The sequence below is a fragment of the Caballeronia sp. DA-9 genome (genome assembly GCF_051615025.1).
Classification (GTDB): domain Bacteria; phylum Pseudomonadota; class Gammaproteobacteria; order Burkholderiales; family Burkholderiaceae; genus Caballeronia; species Caballeronia sordidicola.
The window spans coordinates 2,330,866-2,353,417 of the sequence record NZ_CP195133.1 but is presented as its reverse complement, the minus strand read 5'-3'; the positions used below and the strand labels follow the sequence as shown (position 1 = coordinate 2,353,417).

The 22,552-nt window shown below is 61.8% G+C and carries 24 protein-coding genes and 1 tRNA gene; 19 read left to right on the top strand and 6 right to left on the bottom strand.

What is annotated here, in order from left to right:
• Positions 1 to 10 precede the first annotated feature (10 nt).
• The 7 genes from ccmD to ACRWA7_RS26955 are packed head-to-tail and all read left to right on the top strand — an operon-like array spanning position 11 to position 5,656.
• Positions 11 to 190 carry a heme exporter protein CcmD gene (gene ccmD, locus ACRWA7_RS26985; RefSeq protein WP_438393394.1) on the top strand — a complete coding sequence of 60 codons (180 nt, stop codon included), beginning with the start codon at positions 11 to 13 and terminating at the stop codon, positions 188 to 190.
• Positions 187 to 648, top strand: coding sequence for a cytochrome c maturation protein CcmE (gene ccmE, locus ACRWA7_RS26980; RefSeq protein WP_438393392.1), 462 nt, complete (start codon positions 187 to 189; stop codon positions 646 to 648). Before ccmD ends, ccmE begins: the two co-directional genes overlap by 4 nt.
• Positions 645 to 2,684: a heme lyase CcmF/NrfE family subunit gene (locus tag ACRWA7_RS26975; RefSeq protein ID WP_438393391.1), complete on the top strand. Its 2,040-nt coding sequence runs from the start codon at positions 645 to 647 to the stop codon at positions 2,682 to 2,684. Before ccmE ends, ACRWA7_RS26975 begins: the two co-directional genes overlap by 4 nt.
• The gene (locus tag ACRWA7_RS26970) at positions 2,681 to 3,220 is read left to right on the top strand and encodes a DsbE family thiol:disulfide interchange protein (protein WP_060819108.1); all 540 of its coding nucleotides are present in this window, start codon (positions 2,681 to 2,683) and stop codon (positions 3,218 to 3,220) included. The genes ACRWA7_RS26975 and ACRWA7_RS26970 overlap by 4 nt, the downstream gene beginning before the upstream one ends.
• Complete coding sequence (locus tag ACRWA7_RS26965) at positions 3,213 to 3,686, top strand: cytochrome c-type biogenesis protein (RefSeq protein ID WP_438393389.1); 474 nt, start codon at positions 3,213 to 3,215, stop codon at positions 3,684 to 3,686. Before ACRWA7_RS26970 ends, ACRWA7_RS26965 begins: the two co-directional genes overlap by 8 nt.
• Positions 3,683 to 4,873 (top strand): c-type cytochrome biogenesis protein CcmI, encoded by a 1,191-nt coding sequence (ccmI, locus tag ACRWA7_RS26960; protein WP_438393388.1) that lies wholly within the window; start codon positions 3,683 to 3,685, stop codon positions 4,871 to 4,873. Before ACRWA7_RS26965 ends, ccmI begins: the two co-directional genes overlap by 4 nt.
• A gap of 51 nt (positions 4,874 to 4,924) precedes the next feature.
• The gene (locus ACRWA7_RS26955; RefSeq protein WP_438393386.1) at positions 4,925 to 5,656 is read left to right on the top strand and encodes a ribonuclease HI family protein; all 732 of its coding nucleotides are present in this window, start codon (positions 4,925 to 4,927) and stop codon (positions 5,654 to 5,656) included.
• Here ACRWA7_RS26955 and ACRWA7_RS26950 read toward each other — a convergent pair.
• On the bottom strand, positions 5,596 to 6,327 hold the full coding sequence (locus ACRWA7_RS26950; protein WP_438393384.1) for an SDR family oxidoreductase: 732 nt from the start codon (positions 6,325 to 6,327) through the stop codon (positions 5,596 to 5,598). The two genes, ACRWA7_RS26955 and ACRWA7_RS26950, sit on opposite strands and share 61 nt — an antisense overlap.
• Before the next feature lie 322 nt (positions 6,328 to 6,649).
• Here ACRWA7_RS26950 and ACRWA7_RS26945 point away from each other — a divergent pair, with 322 nt between their 5' ends.
• Positions 6,650 to 8,182, top strand: coding sequence for a peptide MFS transporter (locus ACRWA7_RS26945; RefSeq protein ID WP_438393382.1), 1,533 nt, complete (start codon positions 6,650 to 6,652; stop codon positions 8,180 to 8,182).
• Between the two features lie 78 nt (positions 8,183 to 8,260).
• Positions 8,261 to 8,337 (top strand) — tRNA-Met (locus ACRWA7_RS26940).
• 320 nt (positions 8,338 to 8,657) lie between these two features.
• Here the strand turns inward: ACRWA7_RS26940 and rpsU are convergent.
• The 4 genes from rpsU to ACRWA7_RS26920 all read right to left on the bottom strand — a co-directional run bounded on the left by rpsU (position 8,658) and on the right by ACRWA7_RS26920 (position 10,579).
• Positions 8,658 to 8,870 (bottom strand): 30S ribosomal protein S21, encoded by a 213-nt coding sequence (gene rpsU, locus ACRWA7_RS26935; RefSeq protein ID WP_006999077.1) that lies wholly within the window; start codon positions 8,868 to 8,870, stop codon positions 8,658 to 8,660.
• Between the two features lie 199 nt (positions 8,871 to 9,069).
• Complete coding sequence (locus ACRWA7_RS26930) at positions 9,070 to 9,402, bottom strand: 2Fe-2S iron-sulfur cluster-binding protein (protein WP_438393380.1); 333 nt, start codon at positions 9,400 to 9,402, stop codon at positions 9,070 to 9,072.
• Positions 9,399 to 9,992, bottom strand: a complete 594-nt coding sequence (locus ACRWA7_RS26925) for an IMPACT family protein (RefSeq protein WP_438393379.1) — start codon at positions 9,990 to 9,992, stop codon at positions 9,399 to 9,401. Before ACRWA7_RS26925 ends, ACRWA7_RS26930 begins: the two co-directional genes overlap by 4 nt.
• A 41-nt stretch (positions 9,993 to 10,033) precedes the next feature.
• Entirely contained in the window at positions 10,034 to 10,579 is a 546-nt protein-coding gene (locus tag ACRWA7_RS26920) for a GNAT family N-acetyltransferase (RefSeq protein ID WP_438393377.1), read from the bottom strand.
• Between the two features lie 457 nt (positions 10,580 to 11,036).
• Between ACRWA7_RS26920 and ACRWA7_RS26915 the strand changes: the two genes are divergently transcribed.
• The 10 genes from ACRWA7_RS26915 (at position 11,037) to astE (ending at position 21,663) form a co-directional block, all read left to right on the top strand.
• A complete protein-coding gene (locus ACRWA7_RS26915; protein WP_374728616.1) occupies positions 11,037 to 11,927 on the top strand; it encodes an EAL domain-containing protein in 891 nt (296 codons plus the stop codon).
• Positions 11,928 to 11,987: 60 nt separating this feature from the next.
• A complete protein-coding gene (locus ACRWA7_RS26910) occupies positions 11,988 to 12,413 on the top strand; it encodes a hypothetical protein (protein ID WP_438393375.1) in 426 nt (141 codons plus the stop codon).
• 137 nt (positions 12,414 to 12,550) lie between these two features.
• Positions 12,551 to 13,366: an ABC transporter ATP-binding protein gene (locus ACRWA7_RS26905; protein WP_060819268.1), complete on the top strand. Its 816-nt coding sequence runs from the start codon at positions 12,551 to 12,553 to the stop codon at positions 13,364 to 13,366.
• Between the two features lie 64 nt (positions 13,367 to 13,430).
• Positions 13,431 to 14,348, top strand: coding sequence for a GlxA family transcriptional regulator (locus ACRWA7_RS26900; protein ID WP_438396797.1), 918 nt, complete (start codon positions 13,431 to 13,433; stop codon positions 14,346 to 14,348).
• Positions 14,349 to 14,454: 106 nt separating this feature from the next.
• A complete protein-coding gene (locus ACRWA7_RS26895) occupies positions 14,455 to 15,666 on the top strand; it encodes an aspartate aminotransferase family protein (protein WP_438393373.1) in 1,212 nt (403 codons plus the stop codon).
• Between the two features lie 44 nt (positions 15,667 to 15,710).
• Complete coding sequence (aruF, locus tag ACRWA7_RS26890) at positions 15,711 to 16,766, top strand: arginine/ornithine succinyltransferase subunit alpha (protein ID WP_438393372.1); 1,056 nt, start codon at positions 15,711 to 15,713, stop codon at positions 16,764 to 16,766.
• Positions 16,763 to 17,812: an arginine N-succinyltransferase gene (astA, locus tag ACRWA7_RS26885; protein WP_438393370.1), complete on the top strand. Its 1,050-nt coding sequence runs from the start codon at positions 16,763 to 16,765 to the stop codon at positions 17,810 to 17,812. Before aruF ends, astA begins: the two co-directional genes overlap by 4 nt.
• A gap of 10 nt (positions 17,813 to 17,822) precedes the next feature.
• Positions 17,823 to 19,298, top strand: a complete 1,476-nt coding sequence (gene astD, locus ACRWA7_RS26880) for a succinylglutamate-semialdehyde dehydrogenase (RefSeq protein ID WP_438393369.1) — start codon at positions 17,823 to 17,825, stop codon at positions 19,296 to 19,298.
• A gap of 9 nt (positions 19,299 to 19,307) precedes the next feature.
• Entirely contained in the window at positions 19,308 to 20,651 is a 1,344-nt protein-coding gene (gene astB, locus ACRWA7_RS26875) for an N-succinylarginine dihydrolase (protein ID WP_438393367.1), read from the top strand.
• A 7-nt stretch (positions 20,652 to 20,658) separates the two neighbouring features.
• A complete protein-coding gene (gene astE / locus ACRWA7_RS26870; protein ID WP_438393365.1) occupies positions 20,659 to 21,663 on the top strand; it encodes a succinylglutamate desuccinylase in 1,005 nt (334 codons plus the stop codon).
• 5 nt (positions 21,664 to 21,668) lie between these two features.
• On the opposite strand, the gene ACRWA7_RS26865 is transcribed toward astE, so the two are convergent.
• Complete coding sequence (locus ACRWA7_RS26865) at positions 21,669 to 22,532, bottom strand: efflux RND transporter periplasmic adaptor subunit (RefSeq protein WP_438393364.1); 864 nt, start codon at positions 22,530 to 22,532, stop codon at positions 21,669 to 21,671.
• Positions 22,533 to 22,552 lie beyond the last annotated feature (20 nt).

Sequence of the window (22,552 nt, the reverse complement as noted above, 5' to 3'; positions counted from 1 at the left end):
GGTGAGGACCATGAACGTCTTGAATAGCGCGAGCGGGGACCTCTGGTATTTGTGGGTCGCATTCGACATTACGTTTCTCGTACTGGCGATTGAAATTGCAGTCACGGTCAAGGCTGGAAGGAAGTATCGGCGGCGTGAACGTATCGTCCAGCCGCGCACACGCACGAGCACGCTGACGGAGAGACCGTGAAAGGGCGCACGCGGCGCGCGTGCGGCGTCGCTGCCGGGCTGGTGACGCTCGGCGGTGCGGCGCTGCTGGTCCTGAACGCGTTCAATTCCAACGTGATGTTCTTCGTCACGCCGAGTCAGCTTGCAGCCGATAAAGTGGCGCCCATGGCGCGGCTGCGCGTGGGCGGCCTGGTCGAGCGTGGCTCCGTCCAGCGTGATCCGGAAGGCTTGACGGTAAGGTTCATGATTACGGATACCGCGCGCGAGATTCCCGTTGTGTATCGCGGCGTATTGCCTGATCTGTTTCGTGAGGGCCGGGGCGTGGTGGCGCAAGGGCGTCTGTCGCCGGAGGGCGTCTTCGTGGCGGATCAGGTGCTTGCCAAGCACGATGAAAACTACATGCCGCCCGACGCCGCGGAGGCGATCAGGCGCGCGCGTTCCACGGTAAAAGTATCGGACAGGACAGGAGCGCTCCGATGATCCCCGAACTTGGCCAGTTCGCGCTGATTGTCGCGCTGCTGCTTTCGCTTACCTGTGGCGTGCTGCCGCTGATCGGTGCGGCGCGCGGCATACCGGGCTGGATGCGTTGCGCGTGGCCGCTCGCGCGGGCGCAAAACGCGTTCGTTGCGATGGCGTTCGGCTGCCTGGCGGTATCGTTTATAAACGATGATTTTTCGGTGGCCTACGTGGCGTCGAACTCCAATTCGATGCTGCCGCCCGCATATCGCTTTGCCGCGGTGTGGGGCGGCCATGAAGGCTCGTTGCTGCTCTGGACCTTGCTCCTGACGCTCTGGATGACAGCCGTCTCCGTTTTCAGCAAGCAGCTTCCGGTGCCAATGGTCGCACGCGTGCTCGGCGTGATGAGCTGGATCAACGCGGGCTTCCTGCTCTTCATGCTCTGGACGTCGAACCCGTTCATACGCCTTCTGCCTCCCGCCATGGACGGCCGCGATCTTAATCCGTTGCTGCAAGACCCCGGCATGGTCTCGCATCCGCCCATCCTGTACATGGGCTACGTGGGTTTTGCCGTGGCGTTTTCGTTCGCGGTATCGGCGCTCTTGTCGGGTGAACTCGACGCCACGTGGGCGCGCTGGTCCCGCCCATGGACCACGGCCGCGTGGACCTTTCTCACGCTCGGCATCATGCTTGGCAGCGGCTGGGCATATTACGAACTCGGCTGGGGCGGATGGTGGTTCTGGGACCCGGTCGAGAATGCATCGTTCATGCCCTGGCTCGTGGGCACGGCGTTGATGCACTCGCTTGCAGTCACCGATAAACGCGGCAGCTTTCGCGCGTGGACCGTGCTGCTGGCCATCTGCGCGTTCTCGCTGAGCCTGCTTGGCACGTTCCTCGTGCGCTCGGGCGTGATTACATCTGTTCATGCATTTGCGACCGACCCCACGCGAGGCATCTTCATTCTCGTATTCCTCTCGATAGTGACAGGCGGCGCATTGATGCTGTTCGCGTGGCGCGCGCCGAAGATCGGACTGGGCGCGGGCTTCGCGCTGGTTTCTCGCGAGGCGTTGCTGTTGTCAAACAATGTCGTGCTCATGGTGGCTGCTGCTTCGGTGTTGCTCGGCACGTTGTATCCGCTGTTTCTCGACGTGTTTGGGCTCGGCAAGATTTCCGTCGGCGCGCCGTATTTCGACGCCGTGTTCGTGCCGCTCATGACACCCGCCATTTTCCTGATGGGCATTGGTCCAGTCGCCCGATGGAAGTCCGCACGCGTGCCGCACCTTGCCATGCGGCTGGGCTGGGCGGCGCTGGTGAGCGTGGCGTCGGCGGCGGCCATGCCGTTGCTCGCGGGCGAGTTCAGGCCGCTGGTCGCATTGGGTATCGGGCTTGCGGTGTGGTGCGCTAGCTCGGTGCTGACCGCACTCGCCATGCGTATTGCCGAGCAGCGCGAAGGGTTTCTGCTGCGTTTCTTTCACGTACCGCGCGGTTTCTACGGCATGCTCGCCGCGCATCTGGGCGTAGGCGTTTTCGTCGCGGGCGTGACGCTCGTCAAAAGCTATGAAAGCGCCGGCGATGGACGGCTCGAGGTCGGCCAGTCGATCAGCGCCGGAGGCTACACGTTTCGCTTCGACGGCACGCAGGCGGTCGATGGTCCGAACTATCGCGCGTTACGGGCGACCGTCGTAGCAAGCCGCGATGGCGCGGTGGTCGCGGTGATGCATCCGGAGAAGCGGTTTTTTGCCGTGCAGAAGACAACGATGACCGAAGCCGCCGTCGACCGTGCGCTGCTGCGCGATCTCTATGTCGCGCTCGGCGACGCAGCCGGCGACAGTGCAAGCGCATGGACCTTGCGCGTGCAGGTGAAACCGTTTGTCGACTGGATCTGGGCGGGCTGTCTCCTGATGGCGTTCGGTGGCCTGCTCGCGGCGAGCGACCGGCGGTATCGGCTGGCGGTGCGGATGCAGCGTGAAGCGTCGGCGGCTTCTGCTGTACTCGCACGCAACCGCCTCCGTCCCCGGGCCGGCATTGCAACAACGCATGCCAAGGAGACGCGCCAGTGAAACGTTTTCTGCTGCCACTTATCCTGTTTGCGGGCTTGAGCGTGGTGCTGGCGGCGTCGCTGTCCAACGACCCGCGGCGGCTGCCCTCTGCGTTTATCGGCAAGCGTGCGCCCGCGTTCGATCTGCCGCGCCTCGATACCCCCGGAAGAAATCTCTCGCCCGATGCGTTACGCGGGCACGTCTGGATCATGAACGTATGGGCGTCATGGTGCGAATCCTGCCGTGATGAACACGCATTGCTGATTTCGCTTGCAGGCAGGAACGTGGTGCCTATCTACGGGCTCGATTACAAGGACGAACCCGAGGCGGCCCGGCAATGGCTGCGGCAGGCGGGCAATCCGTATATTGCGTCGATGGCGGATCGCTCCGGGCAGACCGGCATCGACTATGGCGTGTATGGTGTGCCGGAGACGTTCGTGATCGACCGGCAGGGCGTGATCCGTTTCAAGCGTTCGGGGCCACTCACGCAAACCGCGCTCGATACCCAGATTCTTCCGCTGGTGCAAAAGCTGCAAGGCGAGGACAGCGATGAATAAGCTCGCGGCCTTGCTGTTCGTACTCGGATGTTTCGCGCAAGCAAATGCGCCCGCGAGCGAGGTCGTGCCCAATGCCACCAACGCGAGCGCGAACGCGGCAATCAAGGCGCGGATACAACGGCTTGAATCGAACTTTCGTTGTCTTGTATGCCAGAACGAAACCATTGCGGATTCGACTGCCGATCTCGCGGCGGATCTTCGCGCGATCATCCACGACCAGGTCGAGCAAGGTGCGACCGATGCCCAGATTCGCGATTACATGGTGACGCGCTATGGCGACTTCGTGCTCTACGATCCGCCGTTCAAGCCGCTGACTTTCGCGCTTTGGATCGGGCCTTTCGTGTTGCTCGTGTTCGGCTTCGCAGTGCTTGTGGTTGTGGTGTTGCGTCGGCGCAGAACTGCTCCGGCGGCTCTCACGGACCTTGAGCGCAGGCGCGCCCGGCGTCTGCTGGGTGGACGCCTATGATCACGTTCTGGATCGTCGCAGCCGCCATGCTGATCGTGGCTGTGTTATGCGCGATCGTGCCGTTGATGCAGCGCGAACCCGCCGTGGATGCACGTGAGCCGCGCGCGTTGAACGTGTCGCTGTATCGGCGTGAACTCGCCGACGCCGATCAAGACCGGTTGGCAGGGGTGCTATCGGATGATCAGCACGCCGCCTTGCGCAGCGAAATAGAACAGCGCGTTCTCGCCGATACCCGCCCGCCCGCCGCGCAGTCGCTCGTGCCTCCGCCGGGCCCGCGAACGGCGACGCGCGCGGCCATGAGCGCACTCCTGATCGCGCTGTTTCCCGCCGTGGCGTGCGCGCTATACCTGAAGCTCGGACAACCGGCGGCGCTCGACCTGGACGAGACGGTGAGCGCCTCATCCGGCGAGTCCCACGACATGAATGCTTCCTCGGTGGAAATGATGGTGTCGAGGCTCGCGTTCCGCCTGAGGAGCCGCGTGCCCGATCCGCACGATGCCGCCGATTGGGCCACGCTCGCGCGCTCCTATGCGGTGCTCGAGCGCCCGTCCGACGCAGCCGCCGCGTATGCCCGCGCGGTCGCGCTGGAACCGGGCGACGCACAATTGCGCGCCGATTTCGCCGATACGCTCGCAAGCGCGAACGAAGGCCGGCTCGACGGCCGCGCATCGGAAGAAATCGCGGCGGCGCTGGCACTTGAAGCATCGAATCCGAAAGCACTGGCGCTGGCGGCGTCGGCGGCGTTCGAAGCGCGGCGCTTTGCTCAGGCGATCGGCTATTGGCGGCGCCTGATCGACACGCTCGACGCCGCGTCGCCCATCGCGATCCAGGCGCGCAAAAACATAGACGAAGCGTTGGCCTTGAGCGCCGTCACCGTGACGCTGCAGTTCGCCGACGGGGTGCAAGACATGCCCGGCGCAACGGTGATCCTGAGCGCACGCGCGCAGGGCGCGGCGAGCACGTTGCTGGCGGAGCGCCATTTATCGGCGAACGACTTGCCGGCGACGATCATGCTCGATGATTCGTTCGCCATCAACCCCGCCGATACCCTCTCGGCCTATCCGAAAATCAGCGTGCAAGCGCGCGTTGTAGCGGCGACGGGAGAGGCCGGCTTGAGCGCGCAAACCAACGTCGCCGGATCAGAAAACCGGCGCGCCACGCTCGTGATTACCGCGTCATCCGGATAGGAAAATCGAAAAGCTTGTTAAGCTCGGCGTTCGGCCACTTTGCTCCCCGATATGTTCGAGTTCGACGAGTTGTTCCAGATTGCCTATAAACGCGAGCGCGCGGCGAGCCGCCGTCTGGCTAAGCTCACGGCCCTCGGCGAGCACGCCGCGCTTACGCAGACATTGGAAAAGTCGGCGGGCGCTTTGCCACTTGCCGAACTCGTGAAGGCGCGGCGTCTCGAACAAGCGGCGGCGCTTCGGGCGGCGCAGCGCCGGCGTGAAGACCGCGCAGCCACACGCGCCGCACGGAGCCCAAAACCCGCACCCCGCGATGCCATGGCGTGGCATGCATGGTTCGACGGCTCGGCGCATCCGAATCCCGGCAAGATTGGAATTGGCGGAGTGCTCGAAAGTCCCATAGGCGACGTCGTGAAGATCAGCGCCCTCGCCGGTCACGGCGATAGCTGCAAGGCCGAATATCTTGCGCTTATTGCGGTGCTTCAGGCGGCGTTATCGCGGCAACCGGCGCCCGCGAAACTCGTGATTCATGGCGACAGCCAGGTCGTGATAGAAGACGTGCTGCGCGACGCAGCCGCGAGCGCGCCCGCGCTCAGTTCATACGCAGAAGAAGCGCGGGCTTTGATTGCACAACTCGCCGACGTCCGCCTTCAATGGATACCGCGCGCCCGCAATACAGCCGCGGATGCGCTGTCGCAAGACGCCATTCGTGGCGTCATGGGCGATCACTTGAATTCGCGCACGTCCGTCACGGGCGTTTCGCCGAACGCATCGCTTAACGCATAGTCGAGCACCTTTCGCGCGGCGTCGGCGGGAGTGGATAGCTGGCCGCTGCGCTTGAGTTCATCGAATTTTTCGCGCAACGGAAAAGCATCCAGACCCATGCCGCGAATCTCGGCTTGCATGTCCGTATCGATAACCCCCGGCGCCACGCTGCCAATGCGCAACGCGCGGTTATGATCCAAGGACGCTGCGCGCGCGTGGTGATCGAGTGCTGCTTTCGTCGCGCAGTAGATGCTCCAGCCCGGGTAGGCATTGCGCGCCGCGCCGCTTGAAACGTGCACGATCCGGCGGTCCAACCCTGTCGTGCTGGCGGCTGCGACGGCTGCCGACAACATCAACGGCGCGGCGACGTTCAGGCTTACCGAGCGGCCGATCGCGCCAATATCCTGTATCTCGATCGGACCCACTGGCTGCAGCATGCCTGCGTTGTTGATCAGCACCACGGTATGCGCGCCCTCCACGAACCGCTTCAATGCACCCGTTCCAATCCACGTTTCTACCGCGGAGGTATTGGCGAGATCGAGTTCCACTTCCTGCAATAGATCGGAAGCATGCGCAGCGCTGCGAGTACGCGAGATTCCCAGCACGGCAATGCCGCGCCCGAGCAGATTGTCCGCGAGCGCCGCGCCAAGACCGCGCGTGTGGCCGGTGAGAACCGCCTTGATGATGTTCATGTAAATGCAGTCCGTTCAGTAAAAGTCGAGCAAACAAGTTATCACGAGTTTTAAACGTCCACAGCGCATGCAGCAGCAAGCGAAACAGTGCAACGCCGCAACGCTATCGCTCAACCTGTTGACGATAGTCAAGCGTCCTGCATTTCGATCGTCGTCTCAAAAAGTTGAACGCTGTATGTGCAAGGCTTTGCGACACATTTACCGATCGCACTGGGATAATCGCGGCTCGCCATAAATCGGACTCCTGCATGAATGATCTGGAGGAGATGTCTCCGGGTTGCCGGTTCACACGCAGCATTAATAAACCTAATCGAGATTCATCATGACTTCACACTCGTCCGGCACGTCGCAGACGCGCTCGTTTACGACCGTTTTCCTGATCGAGATGTGGGAGCGTTTCGGCTATTACGGCATGGCCGCGTTGCTGGTTTTGTTCATGATCGACAAGCTCGGTTTCGCCGACGAACACGCGAACCTCACATGGGGCGCGTTCACGGCGCTCGTTTTTTCCGCGCCGGCAATAGGCGGGTGGATTGGCGACAAGGTGCTCGGCGCGCGGCGCACGATGATCTTTGGCGCGTGCGTGCTGGCGTCGGGCTATCTCATGCTTGCGATCCCGTTCGAATCGCTGGGATATATGTATGCGGCCCTTGGCGTGATCGTGGTCGGCAACGGCTTGTTCAAGGCGAACGCGGCGAATCTCGTGCGGCGCATCTACGAAGGCGATGACGCGCGCCTCGACAGCGCATTCACCATCTACTACATGGCGGTGAATATCGGCTCGACCATTTCGATGCTCGCCACGCCCTGGATCAAGGATCATTGGGGCTGGCACGTCGCCTTCGCCGTGTGTTTTGCGGGCATGGTGCTCGGCTTGATCAACTTCGCGCTGATGCGCCGGACGGTAGCGCGCATCGGCTCCGCGCCCGACGACAAACCCATGCACTGGCGCCATTTCGGCGCAGTGGTTGCGGCCTCCGTTGCGCTTGGCGTGGCGACGGTATTCGTGTTGCAGAACGAAAGTGTTGCGGCGGTCTGCGTGTACGCGGCGGGCGCCGCCATTCTCGTCATCTTCGGCTGGATGCTGATGAAGTGTGGCCGCAGCGAACGGGCAGGATTGCTTGCCGCCTTGATCCTGACATTGCAGGTCATTCTCTTTTTCATCTTCTACCAGCAGATGTCGACGTCGCTGACCTTGTTCGCGCTGCGCAACGTGGACCCGTCATTCACGTTATTCAACATGACGCTGTTTTCGTGGAGCGCGGCGCAATTCCAGGCGCTCAATCCGCTCTGGATCATGCTGCTGAGTCCGTTCCTCGCGATTGGCTATACGCGGCTTGCAAAGAAGGGCCACGATCTGCCCATCGCGGCCAAGTACGCGATGGGTTTCATTGTCGTGGCGCTGGGCTTCTTCGTGTTTTCGTTCAGCGGCCGGTACGCAGTCGAGGGCCGCGTGTCTTCGTGGTTCATGGTCGTTGGCTACGGGCTGTATTCGCTCGGCGAGTTGCTGGTCTCGGGACTCGGCCTCGCGATGATCGCCCACTACGTTCCCGTGCGCATGAGCGGCTTCATGATGGGCGCGTATTACGTGGCCACGGGCGTGTCGCAGTATCTCGGCAGCGTGGTTGCGAACCTTGCGCGCATGCCATCGGGAGATCTGGGTCCGCTGCAATCGCTGCCGCTTTATACATCGCTCTTCTTCGGTCTTGGCTGGTTAGCGGCGGGCGGGGCGGCCGTGGCTATTGTCTTGTTGCCGCTGTTGAATCGCCTCTCACGCGAACATCGCCGATGTGTCGATGCCGCGCGAAATGGAACCGACCCTTATGTGGCATCGACGCCTGGCTCAACGCCATAGGTTCGATGCTTCATGAGAGAGTTGCACTATTCGTCGATTAGGTTTGACCGCAGATGCCCGTCCCGCTATAATCTTTTTCGCGGGGTGGAGCAGTCTGGCAGCTCGTCGGGCTCATAACCCGAAGGTCGTAGGTTCAAATCCTACCCCCGCAACCAAGGATTTAAACGCATAAAGCCCGGTCTATCCGGGCTTTATGCGTTTACGGCTAAGCGCTACATGATTGCTCGCTCGCATGCGCATTCCACGTTCGTTGGACCAATGCCAAAAACCCGCATGATGAGTACATCGTGCAGGCATTCACACTCTGGATTTGCGCGGCTGACAGTGCAGGCGATAAACACAACCCACTATTGCGCGACTTATAGACCGACTTGCTTCGTCACTGAATTTGTGCCCGAGCCGACGCCCGGATCTGTACCTGGACGAATATCTTCAGGCAACGCACAGTTCGCATGGCCCGTGAGCCATACAACCATCAATAGAATTTCTTCGGCAACTGTGCACGGCGGATTTGCTTGCGCAGACGAGCAACGGCAGCGGCTTTCTTGCGCTTCCTCTCGGTGGTCGGCTTTTCATAAGCCATACGCGACTTCAGTTCCTGAATCAGGCCGGTACGTTCGACAGTGCGACGAAAACGGCGCATGGCGACGTCGAAAGGCTCGTTCTCTTTCAACAATACTTTAGTCATTGAGATCTCAGTTAATCTGGCCCTGCCAGAAAATTAATCGAAACGCAATTGTACACTTTTTGACGCCTTGATTGCAGGCGGCTCAACAATCGGGCGCTTCGGGGCAGCCGCGAACGTCATCGTAGGTCTTTGATAAAAGACAACAATCCCGGATTACCCGGGTCTTTCAGCAACGTCGCGCTTCTGTGTTTGAGCCGCGTTAGAAGCCGCGACGGCGACCGGGTTTGAGTTCGGCGAGAGGAGGAATTTCCTCGAAATCCGTTTCAATTTCCACATTCGACGCTGGTATCGCCACGCACGGCAAGATCCAGCCTTCGGCTTTTTCTTCGGTGGTTAAGCCCGGCCATTCGATCTTGTAGCGCACCTCGCCGTTTTTCAGCTGGCACAGGCACGCCCGGCACGTGCCGTTGCGGCATGAACTCGGCAAACGCAACCCGGCGAGCGACGCGGCTTCCAGTATGGTTGTTCCATCGGTCGACGGAAAATCGTGGTTCGACGGCAGCAGGGTGATGGTGAATGACCGCGCACTCATGGCGCTTTCACAATGACCGCGCGCCCGTGTGTCAGGTCGCGGATGGTATCGGCGGCGGTGTCGCGCTGAGCGAGCGGCATCTGGATCGACAGGCTCACCGTCATGCCGTAGCCAGGCTCGGCGAGCGCGTGGCCCTCCTGCTCGATCCATCGGCGGATGCGGGCTTCGTCCGCGTAATCGACTTCCACTTCCAGCAGCCCGAGCGCCACGCGTTCAATGCGCTCGGCGCGCTGCATCGCGGTCGCGATGGCGTCCGTGTACGCACGCACGAGCCCGCCCGCGCCCAGCTTGATGCCGCCGTAGTAGCGCACGACGGCAGCCAGCACACCATCCACTTCGTGATGGCGCAGGACTTCCAGGATCGGCCGGCCGGCGGTGCCGGAGGGTTCGCCGTCATCTGACATGCCGGATTCGCCGCCCGCGAGCAACGCCCAGCACACGTGCGTGGCGGCGGGGTGCCGGGTGCGCAGCGCGTCGAGTTCGAGCATCGCGGCAGCGCGATCGGCAACCGGTAGCGCCACGGCGATAAAGCGGCTCTTGCGGATATCGATTTCAGCAGTGACGGCGGCGGCAAGCGTGTAAGTAGGCAAGTAAAGTTCTAGCTGAAAAATGGACTGCTTTTGATCTGTTTCTACCGCGGCGGCAGCAACGCCTTGTCTTCGCCCAATGGACGTTGCATGAGCACGGTATCGACCCATTGGCCGTGCTTGTAGCCCACCCGGCGAAATACGCCCACATGTTCGAATCCGAGCCGTGCGTGCAGCGCAATCGACCCGGCGTTGCCGCTGTTGCCGACCACGGCCACCATCTGCCGCCACGGGCCGGCCTCGCATCGTTCGATCAGCGCGCTCAGTAGCGCGAGACCCAGTCCGCGGCCGCCATGACCATCGGCGATATAAACCGAATCCTCAATCGTATGCCGGTAAGCCGAGCGCGGCCTGTAAGCCGTTGCATACGTGTAGCCGACCACTTCACCGTCCGCCTGCGCCACCAGATAAGGCAGGCCAGCGTTCGTGATGGATGCGTGCCGCGCGCGCATCTCATTCTCGTCGGGCGGCACTTCCTCGAAGGTAGCGAGCGCATGCAGCACGTAGTGCGCATAGATGCGCGTGATCGTGTGGAAATCAGCTGCGGTTGCGTCGCGGATGGTAACTGCGCAGGCTTCGTCCAGTGCCATTGAGTATCTCTTGAGTTGAGCGTGAAAGCGTCGCGCACAGGCGATGGAAACAATCGGATGAGTTCAAAACCTGCCCGATTTTCTCACGACTCCCGGCCTTATCCGCCATTTACCAGACGTCTCCCGCACATGCCTCGCAAAACTACTGAGCCGGCGTGCGCCAGCCCACCAATGGGCGCATTTCGTCACCGTGCAAGCATTGAAGGGATGCACGCGCCGCCGCTACACTGGGTCGCTCGCCGGTCTGTCGGCGGGTGTCCGGCCGCGCAATGAACCTGTATGGCGTGCGGGCAATGGAAGAAATGACACGAACGCGGGAAAAGTTTGAACAGTGCGCACGACTGTTCATCCCGTGGCCGGCAAGACGCTTCTGGCGCGCATCGCGTCCGACATATAAGAACCAGGAAAGAACCCGGATGTACACAAGAGGCATGACGTCCATGAAGAAGCGCGCACGATGAGCACCTTCAAATTCGCCGGCGGCGCCGCACGTCTGCGCGCCCGTCCCTGGAACTGGCTGTTCGCGGGACTGGCGGGCGGCCTCGCTGTTTCGGCATGGCTAGGCCTCCTGATGGTCCGGCGCCTTTCGCCGCTCGGGCAGCTCAGCGACGCCGTGCGCCGGCATCAGTTCATTGTTGCGTATCAGCCTATTGTGGATCTCGAGACGCGGCGCTGCGTGGGCGCGGAAGCGCTCGTGCGCTGGAAGCAGAACAACCGCGTGGTGCGTCCCGATCACTTTATTCCGCTCGCGGAACATCGCGGTCTGATCCAGGCGATCACGGACCAGGTGTTCGACACCATCCTGTTCGAACTCGGCGAGTTTTTGCAGCGGTATCGCGAGATGTATGTATCGATCAACCTGAGCGCGCCCGATCTCGTCACGCGGCGTTTCCTGGATCGCCTGACGCCGGCGCTGGCCGAAGCCGGCATCTCGCCGCAGCAGATCCGGATCGAGGCGACCGAGCGCTGTTTTCTCGACGCCGATGCCGCCAAGGAAGTCATCCAGGCGTTTCGCGATGCCGGGCATCCGGTGTATATAGACGACTTCGGGACGGGGTATTCCAGTCTCTCGCACCTGCAGAATTTTCAGGTCGATGTGCTGAAAATAGACAAGTCCTTCGTCGATACCGTCGGCCAGGATGCGGCGTCGAGCAGCGTGGCGTCGCATATCGTGGACATGGCGCAAACGCTTGGCGTGCAGGTCGTGGCCGAGGGAATCGAGCACGAAGAGCAGGCGTGTTATCTGCACGCTCGCGGCGCTCAATTCGGTCAGGGTTGGCTTTTTTCCGAACCGCTGTCCGCGCCGGATTTTATTCGCTATGTAGGACGGGCTCTGGTGACGGTGTAGGCTTGGGGCATTGCGCTGCTGCTTGCGCGTCCGCTTGCGTCCATTTCCGGAACCTCGCCCATGCCTACAAGAATGACCGACTCCGTAGCAACCGCCTTCCTGAAGGAAGTGCGCCATCCGTTACTGGCGCTGCACCGCGCGCTGCTCGACGAACTGCGCACCCGGCACGAAGCCGAGTTCGGCGCGGTCTCGCCGGGCGAATTTCTCCAGATCGTGATCAACGGCAGCGCCTTCAAATGGCTCGGACCGCTTTCCACGCTCATTGCGGCGCTTGACGACGTGCTCGACGACACCGACGCCACGCCTGACGCGCGCGACGATATTGCGCACGCCGTGACATCGATGTTCGGCGCCCGCGAGCGCAACGCCGCCTTCGACGTCCAATATCTGCCCTTGTTGCAAAGCAGTCCGGAAATAGCGCTCGCCAACGGCCGCGTGGCCCAGCACGTGCGCGCCGTCCTGCCCAGCGAGCCTGAAACAGACTGACGAATGCGACGTGCAGCCGGCCCGCGCGTCAGCAGAGGGCGTTTGTCCCAATGCCGGAGCCGCGGCGGGTTTCGGTAGAATCCGCAGCCATGATCGAAACGATCGGACCTTCAGACTCATCCTCCGGGGAGAACGCGTTGGACACATCAGCACAAACCGCAGCATCGGCCGCCGCGCACAACGCCGCGCCCAAACTCGTCGCGCGCGACATCCATAAGCGTTTCGGCGACAACGAAGTGCTCAAGGGCGTCTCTCTCGCCGCCAACGCCGGCGACGTGATCAGCATCATCGGTTCGAGCGGTTCGGGCAAAAGCACGTTCCTGCGATGCATCAATTTCCTCGAACGGCCGAACGCGGGTGACATCATCGTGGACGGCGAGCCGGTGCGCACCAAAACAGACAGCCGGGGAAATCTAGAAGTCGCCGACCACAAGCAGCTTCAGCGCGTGCGCACGAAACTCGCGATGGTGTTCCAGCACTTCAACTTGTGGGCGCACATGACATCGATCGAGAACGTCATGGAAGCGCCCATGCATGTGCTTGGGTTATCGAAGAAAGAAGCCAGCGAACGCGCGCGGGAATGTCTCGAGAAAGTCGGGCTCGCGCCGAAGGTGGAAAAGCAGTATCCGTCGCATTTGTCGGGCGGCCAGCAGCAGCGCGTGGCGATCGCGCGCGCGCTTGCCATGCATCCGGACGTGATGCTCTTCGACGAACCCACTTCTGCGCTCGATCCAGAACTGGTCGGCGAAGTGCTGAAGGTGATGCAGAAGCTGGCGGAAGAAGGCCGCACCATGATCGTGGTCACGCATGAGATGGGCTTCGCGCGCAACGTATCGAATCATGTGATGTTTCTGCATCAGGGCCGCACGGAAGAAGAAGGCGCGCCCGCCGACGTCCTGAGCCGGCCGACCAGCGAACGGTTGCGGCAATTCCTCTCCGGCAGCCTCAAGTAACGTGCTGGACGGAGCCGGGCCGCAGCCGTTGCGGGTGGCCATTGCGGCCATTGCCCCGTGTTCGATGAGCGGTGCCGGGCCGGTCATCGACACGTTGCGGCTTGCAAATGAAATCGATGGCAATGCGCTTTATGCGTGGCAGGTTCTGTCGCCCGATGGACGCGACGTGGCGCTTGGCGGCGGCGCGTGGCTGAAGGCGCAGGCTGCATTTGGCGCTGACACCGAATGCGACTGGCTGATCGTGCTCGGCGAGGGGTTTCAGGCGCTTGGCGGCCAGCATGCGTTTCTCCAGGCGCTCGCGCGCGTCGCGGCGGCCACGCCGCTTGTGAGCGGCATTCATCATGGCGTGTGGTGGCTCGCTTCGGCAGGCTTGCTCGATGGTCATCGCGTGGCCGTGAACTGGGACATGGCGCAGCAGTTCACCGAGCAGTTCGAGCACTGCATTGTTTCGCAGCAGATTTTCGAAACCGGCCGGGACCGCGCCACGTGTTGCGGCGGCCAGGCCACGGCCGATTTCATGCTCAACATGATCGCGCGCCACCATAGCCGTGAACTCGCGGAGCGGATTGCCGACGCGCTGGGCATGCCGGTGTTGCGTTCCGGCGATGAACGCCAGCGCATTCCCTACGTCACCGCGCCGGGCGAACGTCATCCGCGTTTGAACGATGCGTTGCAACTGATGGAAGCAAATATAGAAGAGCCGCTTGCCACGGACGAAATCGCCGCGCTTTCCGGCATTTCGCGGCGGCAGTTGGAGCGCCTGTTCAAGCAATATCTTGGCGCGATGCCCGCGAAGTATTACCTCAATCTCCGGCTGATCAAAGCGCGTACCCAATTGCAAAGAAGCAGCCAGTCGGTGGTGCAGATCAGTCTGGCGTGCGGGTTTGCGTCGGCGGCGCATTTTTCCAATGCTTACCGTGAAAAGTTTGGCGTCACGCCGCGAGAGGAACGGCGGAACTGGATCGAAAGGAATTCCGGTTGATCCGGCGCTGATTTGTACGTGGAATCGTGTCGCGTTCACGCAAGACGCGGGCGCTGCCGCAGGCTACGATCGATTGAATCAGCATATCCCGCCCAAGGAGCGATTCATGACCGACCTGAATGTGACACGCGGTACTTTCGATGAAGTAATGGTGCCCTTGTTCGCCCCGGCGAATTTCGTGCCCGATCGCGGACTCGGTTCGCGTGTCTGGGACACCGAAGGCCGCGATTACATCGATTTCGCAGGTGGTATCGCGGTGACGGCGCTGGGTCACGCGCATCCCGAACTGCTCAAGGTTCTTCACGATCAAGGCCAGAAACTCTGGCATATCGGCAACGGCTACACCAACGAACCCGTGCTGCGCCTCGCCACGCGTCTCACGGACATCACCTTCGCCGATCGCGCGTTCTTCGCCAACTCCGGCGCCGAAGCGAACGAAGCCGCGCTGAAACTCGCGCGCCGTTACGCCATCGACAACAGCGGTCCGCAGAAAGTCGACATCATTTCCTTCACGCAATCGTTCCATGGACGCACGCTCTTTACGGTCAGCGTGGGTGGCCAGCCGAAATACGCCGAAGGCTTCGGCCCGACACCGCAAGGCATCACGCATCTTCCGTACAACGACCTCGCGGCGGCTCGCGCGGCTATCGGTCCGCAAACTTGCGCCGTGATTGTCGAGCCGGTTCAGGGCGAGGGCGGTGTTTTACCCGCCGATCCCGCGTTCCTTCAAGGTCTTCGCGAAGCCTGCGATCAACATGGCGCACTGCTGATTTTTGATGAGGTACAAACGGGCGTGGGCCGCACCGGCACGTTCTACGCGTACATGGGCTACGGCGTGACGCCGGACATCCTGACGACCGCGAAGGCGCTCGGCAACGGTTTTCCAATCGGCGCCATGCTCACTACGGCCAGGATCGCCGCGCATTTCAAGGTCGGCGTGCACGGCACCACGTATGGCGGCAATCCGCTCGGCGCAGCGATCGCGGACAAGGTGGTGGAGCTGGTCAGCAATCCCGCACTGCTCGAAGGCGTGCAGCAGCGCAGCGACGCCATCAAGGCGCATCTGAAGCGTATCGATGAACGTTTTTCGGTATTCAAGGAAATCCGCGGCAAGGGTCTTTTGATTGGCGCCGAACTCGCCGATGCCTACAAGGACCGCGCGAAGGACGTGCTGACCGCGGCCGCGAAACAGGGCGTCATCATGCTGATCGCGGGGCCGAACGTGCTGCGTTTCGCACCGTCGCTGATCATGCCGATGGCCGATCTCGACGAGGGTTTTGCACGCATCGAAAAAGCTGTCGCCGGCGTGGCGCGGTGAAGGTGCGCGCTTCCTCGGCCTCTTTCAACCCAATGGAATCGCCGATGCTAATCGTCCGCCCCGCAACACTCGCCGACCTGGACTCGCTCGAGCGCATGGCGCACGCCGCGCACCCGGTGCTGCATTCGCTGCCGCGCGACCGCGGCGTGCTTGCGACGCGCGTAGCACTCTCCGAAGATTCGTTTCGTGCCGACGTTGAATTTCCCGGCGAGGAGTTTTATCTGTTCGTGCTCGAAGACACGTCGACGGGCGCGTTGCTTGGCACGTCGAGCATCGTGGCGTCGGCGGGATACTCGGAGCCGTTCTACGCGTTTCGCAACGATGCGCTGATCCACGCATCGCGCGAACTCAAGGTGAACCGCAAGATCCACGCGCTTACCATGTCGCATGAACTCACCGGCAAGAGCCGCCTGACGGGCTTCTATATCGATCCGTCGATACGCGAATCCACGCACGACGCCGCCGCGCATCTGCTTTCGCGTGCCCGCATGATGTACGTGGCCGCCAATCGCAAGCGCTTCTCCGACGACGTCTTCTCGCTGATGCTTGGCGTGACGGATGACGCCGGCGTGTCGCCATTCTGGGAAGCCGTGGGGCGGAAGTTTTTTGGCCGTGACTTCGAGCAGGTCGAGTTGGAATCGGGCGGCCGGAGCCGGACGTTCATCGCGGAAGTGATGCCGAGTTATCCGCTGTATGTTCCGCTATTGCCGCCCGAGGCGCAGCGCGTTTTGGGCGAGCCCGACGACGGCGCCTTGCTTGCCTATGACATCCATCTTGAGGAAGGCTTCGAGCCGGATCGTTTCGTGGATATCTTCGACGCCGGTCCCGTGCTGACCGTCGCGGTTGAACGCAGTGCGTCGGTGCTCGCAAATGAGGTGCGCACGGTGAGCGGTTCTTTGGACAGCGCGCCGCCTTCCAGCACGCCCTATCTGGTCGCCGCCGGCGGCGCGCATGCGTTCCGCTGTGCGCTGGCTAACCTGCCGGCGGCGCGCGCCGAAGGTGCGCCGCTATCGGCCGAATTGCGCGAGGCGCTCGGCGTGAAAGAGTCCGGCACGGTGCGCTGCGTGCCGCTTCATCAAGCTTCGGGAGAGTTGCAATGATCGTTGTCCGCTGCGTGCAGCCCGCAGACGTGGATGCGCTGGTCGCGCTCGCGCACGAAACCGGACCGGGACTCACCACGTTCAAGCCGGATCGCGATGCGCTGAGCGCGCGCGTCGAACGCGCAAGACGCACGCTCGCCAATGAAGCCGAGGCCTACGAAGCCGGATATCTTTTCGCAATGGAAGACACGGCTACAGGCGATATTGCGGGCGTGTGCGGCATAGAAACGGAAGTGGGACTCGAGCAGCCGTTCTATAACTATCGTGTTTCGACGGTGGTTCATGCGAGCCGGGACTTGGGCGTATGGACCAAGATGTCGTTGCTCAATATCTCGCATGACCTGACCGGTTATGCGGAAGTCTGTTCGTTATTCCTGAGCCCGCGATACAGAACGGCAGGCGTTGGCGGTTTGCTGTCGCGTTCGCGCTTCATGTTCATTGCGCAATTTCGCGAGCGTTTTCCGGAGCGTTTGTGCGCTGAATTGCGCGGCCATTTCGATGAAAACGGCGTCTCGCCATTCTGGCAAGCGGTCGGCTCGCATTTCTACCAGATCGATTTCAACGCCGCCGACTACCTCAGTTCGCACGGCAAGAAGTCGTTCCTGGCCGAGCTGATGCCGCGCTATCCCGTCTATCTCGCGATGCTGCCCGAAGACGCGCAAGCGGCGGTCGGCCTCACGCATCGCGACACCATGCCGGCGCGCAAGATGCTCGAAACGGAAGGGCTGCGCTACGAGAATCACGTCGATATATTCGATGCCGGTCCGGTGCTCGAATGCCATACGGCGGACTTGCGCACGGTGCGTGAAAGCGTGCTGGTGACGGTGCGTGTTGGCGAGCGCGCCACGAACAATGAGATACGCAGTCTGGTATCGAATACATCGCTCGATGACTTCCGATGCGGCGCCACCTTCGGCATGCCCGAGGACGGATCGTTCTTGCTGACCGAAGAAGAGGCCGCGGCGCTGCGCGTGAAAGCGGGCGATACGGTGCGCGTGCTGGTTTCGAATCCGGCATCGCAGGCGCGCTCGAAGAACGCAAATTAAGGACAGGAACATGACCAGGATTTCGACTCAATTGTTTATCGATGGCGCGTGGAGCGATGGCGGCGGCGCGCCGTTTGCATCGCGTAATCCGGGCAATGGCGAAGTGGTTTGGGAAGGGGCGAGCGCGTCCGCGCAAGACGTCGATCGCGCCGTGCTTGCAGCGCGACGCGCGTTTGTTTCATGGTCTGCCTTGACGCTCGACGAACGCATCGCGATCACGCGCCGCTTTGCCGTGCTGCTGAACGAGAACAAGGAAACGCTGGCCCATACCATTGGCCATGAAACGGGCAAGCCCTTGTGGGAAGCGCGCACGGAAGTCGCGACCATGGCCGCCAAGGTCGATATCTCGGTCAAGTCATATCACGAGCGTACCGGCGAAAAACGGCAGGACATGGCCGATGGCGTCGCGGTATTGCGGCATCGGCCGCATGGTGTCGTGGCGGTGTTCGGACCGTACAATTTCCCCGGCCATTTGCCGAACGGGCATATCGTCCCGGCGTTGATTGCGGGCAATGCGGTCGTGTTCAAGCCTTCGGAGTTCGCGCCAGCCGTGGCCGCCCTCACCGTGGAGTTGTGGATGCAGGCCGGCTTGCCTGCGGGCGTGCTGAATCTGCTTCAAGGCGAGAAGGACACCGGCATTGCGCTCGCCAATCATCGGCAGATCGATGGCCTGTTCTTTACCGGTAGTTCGGATACCGGAACATTATTGCATCGGCAATTTGGTGGCCGTCCCGAGATCGTTCTTGCGCTCGAAATGGGCGGCAACAATCCGCTGGTCGTGGCCGAGGTCGAGGATATAAACGCCGCCGTGCATCACACGATCCAGTCAGCGTATCTTTCTGCGGGGCAACGGTGCACGTGCGCGCGCCGTCTGCTGGTTCCCGATAACGCGTTCGGCGAGCGCTTCACGCAGCGCCTGATCGAGGTCACATCGAAGATCAGGACTGGCGCCTTCGACGCCGAACCGCAGCCGTTCATGGGCGCGGTGATCTCGGCGCGTGCAGCGTCGAAACTCATGCAGGCGCAGACGCAATTGATCGAAGCAGGCGGCGCGCCGTTACTTGAAATGAAGCAACAATCAAAGGAACTGGGCTTTGTCACGCCGGCGATCATCGACGTCACGAACGCGCAAAACGTGCCCGACGAAGAACATTTTGGGCCGATGCTTCAGCTCACGCGTTATGCCACGTTCGATCAGGCTATCGAACGCGCGAACGACACGGCCTACGGTTTATCCGCGGGTTTGCTGGCCGACAGCGCAGCCGCGTGGACGCACTTCCAGCACGCCATTCGCGCGGGAATAGTGAACTGGAACCGGCCGACTAACGGCGCGTCGTCGTCGGCGCCGTTTGGCGGTATCGGGCGGTCGGGCAACCAGCGTCCAAGCGCGTTTTATGCGGCGGATTATTGCTCGTACCCGATGGCATCCGTGGAAAGCACCCAATTGCTCATGCCCGTGAGTGTTTCGCCCGGCCTTCAGTTCTGAGGATTCACGATGCAAGCATTCGAAGCGAACTTCGACGGGCTGGTCGGCCCGACACACAACTACGCGGGGTTGTCGTTCGGCAATGTCGCGTCGCGCAACAACGAGAAATCAGCGGCGAATCCCAAGGCGGCCGCGAAGCAAGGCTTGCGCAAGATGAAGCGTCTGGCCGATCTTGGTTTTTATCAAGGCGTGCTGCCGCCGCTCGAACGGCCGTCGCTGAAATTGTTGCGCAACCTTGGTTTCACGGGCACGGACGTCGACGTGATCGAACGTGCGTCGCGCGAAGCACCCGAGTTGCTCGCGGCGGCGAGTTCGGCATCCGCCATGTGGACCGCGAACGCGGCGACCGTCAGCCCATCGGCGGATACGAATGACGGCCGCGTGCATTTCACGCCGGCGAACCTCAGCACGAAGCTGCATCGCGCGATCGAGCACGAAGAAACGCGGCGTTCGCTCGCCGCCATTTTCGCCGATGAATCGCGTTTTCACATTCATCACGCATTGCCCGGCACACCCGCTTTAGGCGACGAAGGCGCGGCGAATCACACGCGCTTTTGCAACGAATACGGCGAGAAGGGCGTCGAGTTTTTTGTGTATGGACGCAGTGAATACGGTCAGGACGCAGCGCAGCCAAAGCGCTATCCCGCGCGCCAGACGCTCGAGGCCAGCCGCGCGGTCGCGCGCCTGCATGGGCTCTCGGACGACGCCACGGTGTTCGCGCAACAGCTTCCCGATGTGATCGACGCAGGCGTGTTCCACAACGACGTGATCGCGGTGGGAAACCGCAACACGTTGTTCTGCCATCAACGCGCGTTCCTCGATCAGGCGAAGGTGTACGACCAGCTTCGCGCGAAGCTCGGCGCGCACGGCGGTGCGTTCACCGCAATCGAAGTGCCCGAAGAAGCAGTCAGCGTGGCCGATGCCGTTTCGTCGTACCTCTTCAACAGCCAGTTGCTCACACGTCCCGATGGCCGCCAGGTACTCGTCGTGCCGCAGGAATGCCGCGAAAACGCACGTGTTGCAAAATACCTCGATTCCCTGGGCGAGCGGCACACATCGATTGATGACGTGCTCGTCTTCGACCTGCGCGAAAGCATGAAGAACGGCGGCGGTCCCGCTTGTTTGCGCCTGCGCGTGGTGCTCAACGATACCGAGCGCGCCGCGGTGAATCCGGGCGTCTGGATGAACGACACGCTGTTCGCGCGACTCGACGCGTGGATCGAAAGGTTTTATCGTGATCGTATTGCGCCTGCTGATCTCGCCGATCCGAAACTGCTTGATGAATCGCACGCGGCCCTCGACGCGCTGACCGGTATTCTCAAGCTGGGTACACTGTACGATTTCCAGCGCTGAGACCACCATGTTCAGGAACTTTCTCGACTTTGTCATCGATGGAAAAAAGCCCGCGCTGACGGAAGGCACGTTGCCCAATGGCGTGAAGTGGACCTGGCTCGGCGACGGCATTGTTTCCTTTGAGCCGCCGGAGCAAGTCCATCAGAGCGTGGTGGCGTCGGCGGGAATTCACGGCGACGAAACCGCGCCCATCGAAATGCTGTCCTTGCTCGTGGCGGATATTGCCAGCGGTCAGGCGCTGTTGAAAAGCCGCTTGCTTGTGATCTTCGGCAATATCGATGCAATGCGTGCTGCGTGCCGTTATCGCGATGACGACCTGAACCGGCTCTTCAACGGACGTCACCTGACGCTTGCTGCGAGCCACGAGTCGCCGCGCGCGGCGCAACTGGAGGACGTGACGCGGACGTTCTTTGCCGCAGCCGATCCCACGCACGCGAAGTGGCACATCGACATGCACACGGCCATTCGTCCGTCGATGTTCGAGCAGTTCGCGCTCTTGCCTTACGCGGGCGCGCCATTGTCGCGGGCGATGTTCGACTGGCTGCGGGACGCGGGTTTGTCGGCGGTACTTTTGCACAAGGAAAAGTCCAACACGTTCACGCATTTCACGGCGGAGCAATCGGGCGCGCTCGCCTGCACGCTTGAACTCGGCAAAGTGCGTCCGTTCGGGCATAACGACCTGACGCGCTTCGCGGCGTCCGATGCAGCGTTGCGCCGCTTGATCGCAGCCACTGCGCCGTTGGCGAAGCCGGACGATACGCTGAAGGTATTCACCGTGATCGGGCAGATCACCAAGCAGAGCGAGGCGCTCAAGCTTCATGTTGCCGGCGACGTAGCGAACTTCACTCCGTTCACGCGCGGTACGGTGCTGGCCGAAGATGGCGATTACCGCTACGAGGTCACGCGCGACGAAGAGCGGATCGTGTTTCCGAACCCGACGGTGAAGCCAGGTTTGCGAGCCGGCCTGATGGTGATCGATACAACGGACGAGACCTTTAAAGCGCTGTCCTAGCGCGCTCAACTCGAAGGCGTGACCGTCACCGTGCACGTCGTTCCGGCCGCGAGTATCAGGCCTTGCGGCACTTCATCAATGCGTATGCGCACCGGCACGCGTTGCGCGAGCCGGACCCAGTTGAAGGTCGGGTTTACATCGGCGAGCAGGTCGCGGCTTTCGGGATTGTCCCGATCATAAATGCCGCGAGAAATGCTTTGTACGTGGCCTTTCAACACGCCGCCGCTCATCAGCCGCATTTCGGCTTTGTCGCCCACCCGCACATGCGGCAACTTCGTTTCCTCGAAATATCCGTAGACCCAGAACGAATGACTATCGACTATGGCGAGCTTCGCTGAACCCGCCGTTGCATAGTCGCCGCGATGCGTGTTGAGGTTCGTCACGTAGCCGTCGACCGGCGCGAACACCTTGGTGCGTTCGAGGTTGAGCTCGGCGGCATCGAGCGCGGCTTGCGCCTGCTGCAAGTTTGCGGCCGCGCCGGAGGCGGCCTGCGTGGCGTTGTCGCGCGATTCCTTCGATACCACTTCGTTGTCCATGTCAGCCCGGCGCGCGGCGTCGTCGCGGCGCATGCGCAGCTCCGCGTTGCGAGCGGCCACGTTCGCCTTCGCCTGCTCGACGGCGATCCTGTAGTGCGCCGGATCGATCTGCATGAGCAGGTCGCCCTTGTGGACGAACTGGTTATCGATCACCGGCATCTCGACCACTGCGCCGGATACATCGGGCGCAACGTTGATTACGTCGGCGCGCACGCGACCATCGCGCGTCCATGGCTGATCCATGTAATGGACCCAGAGCACGTGCCCGATCAATATCGCGGCGCCAAAGATAAGCGCCGTCATGACGATGCCGAAAATTTTCCTGATGATCATGATGCCGTTTTTGTCCTTCA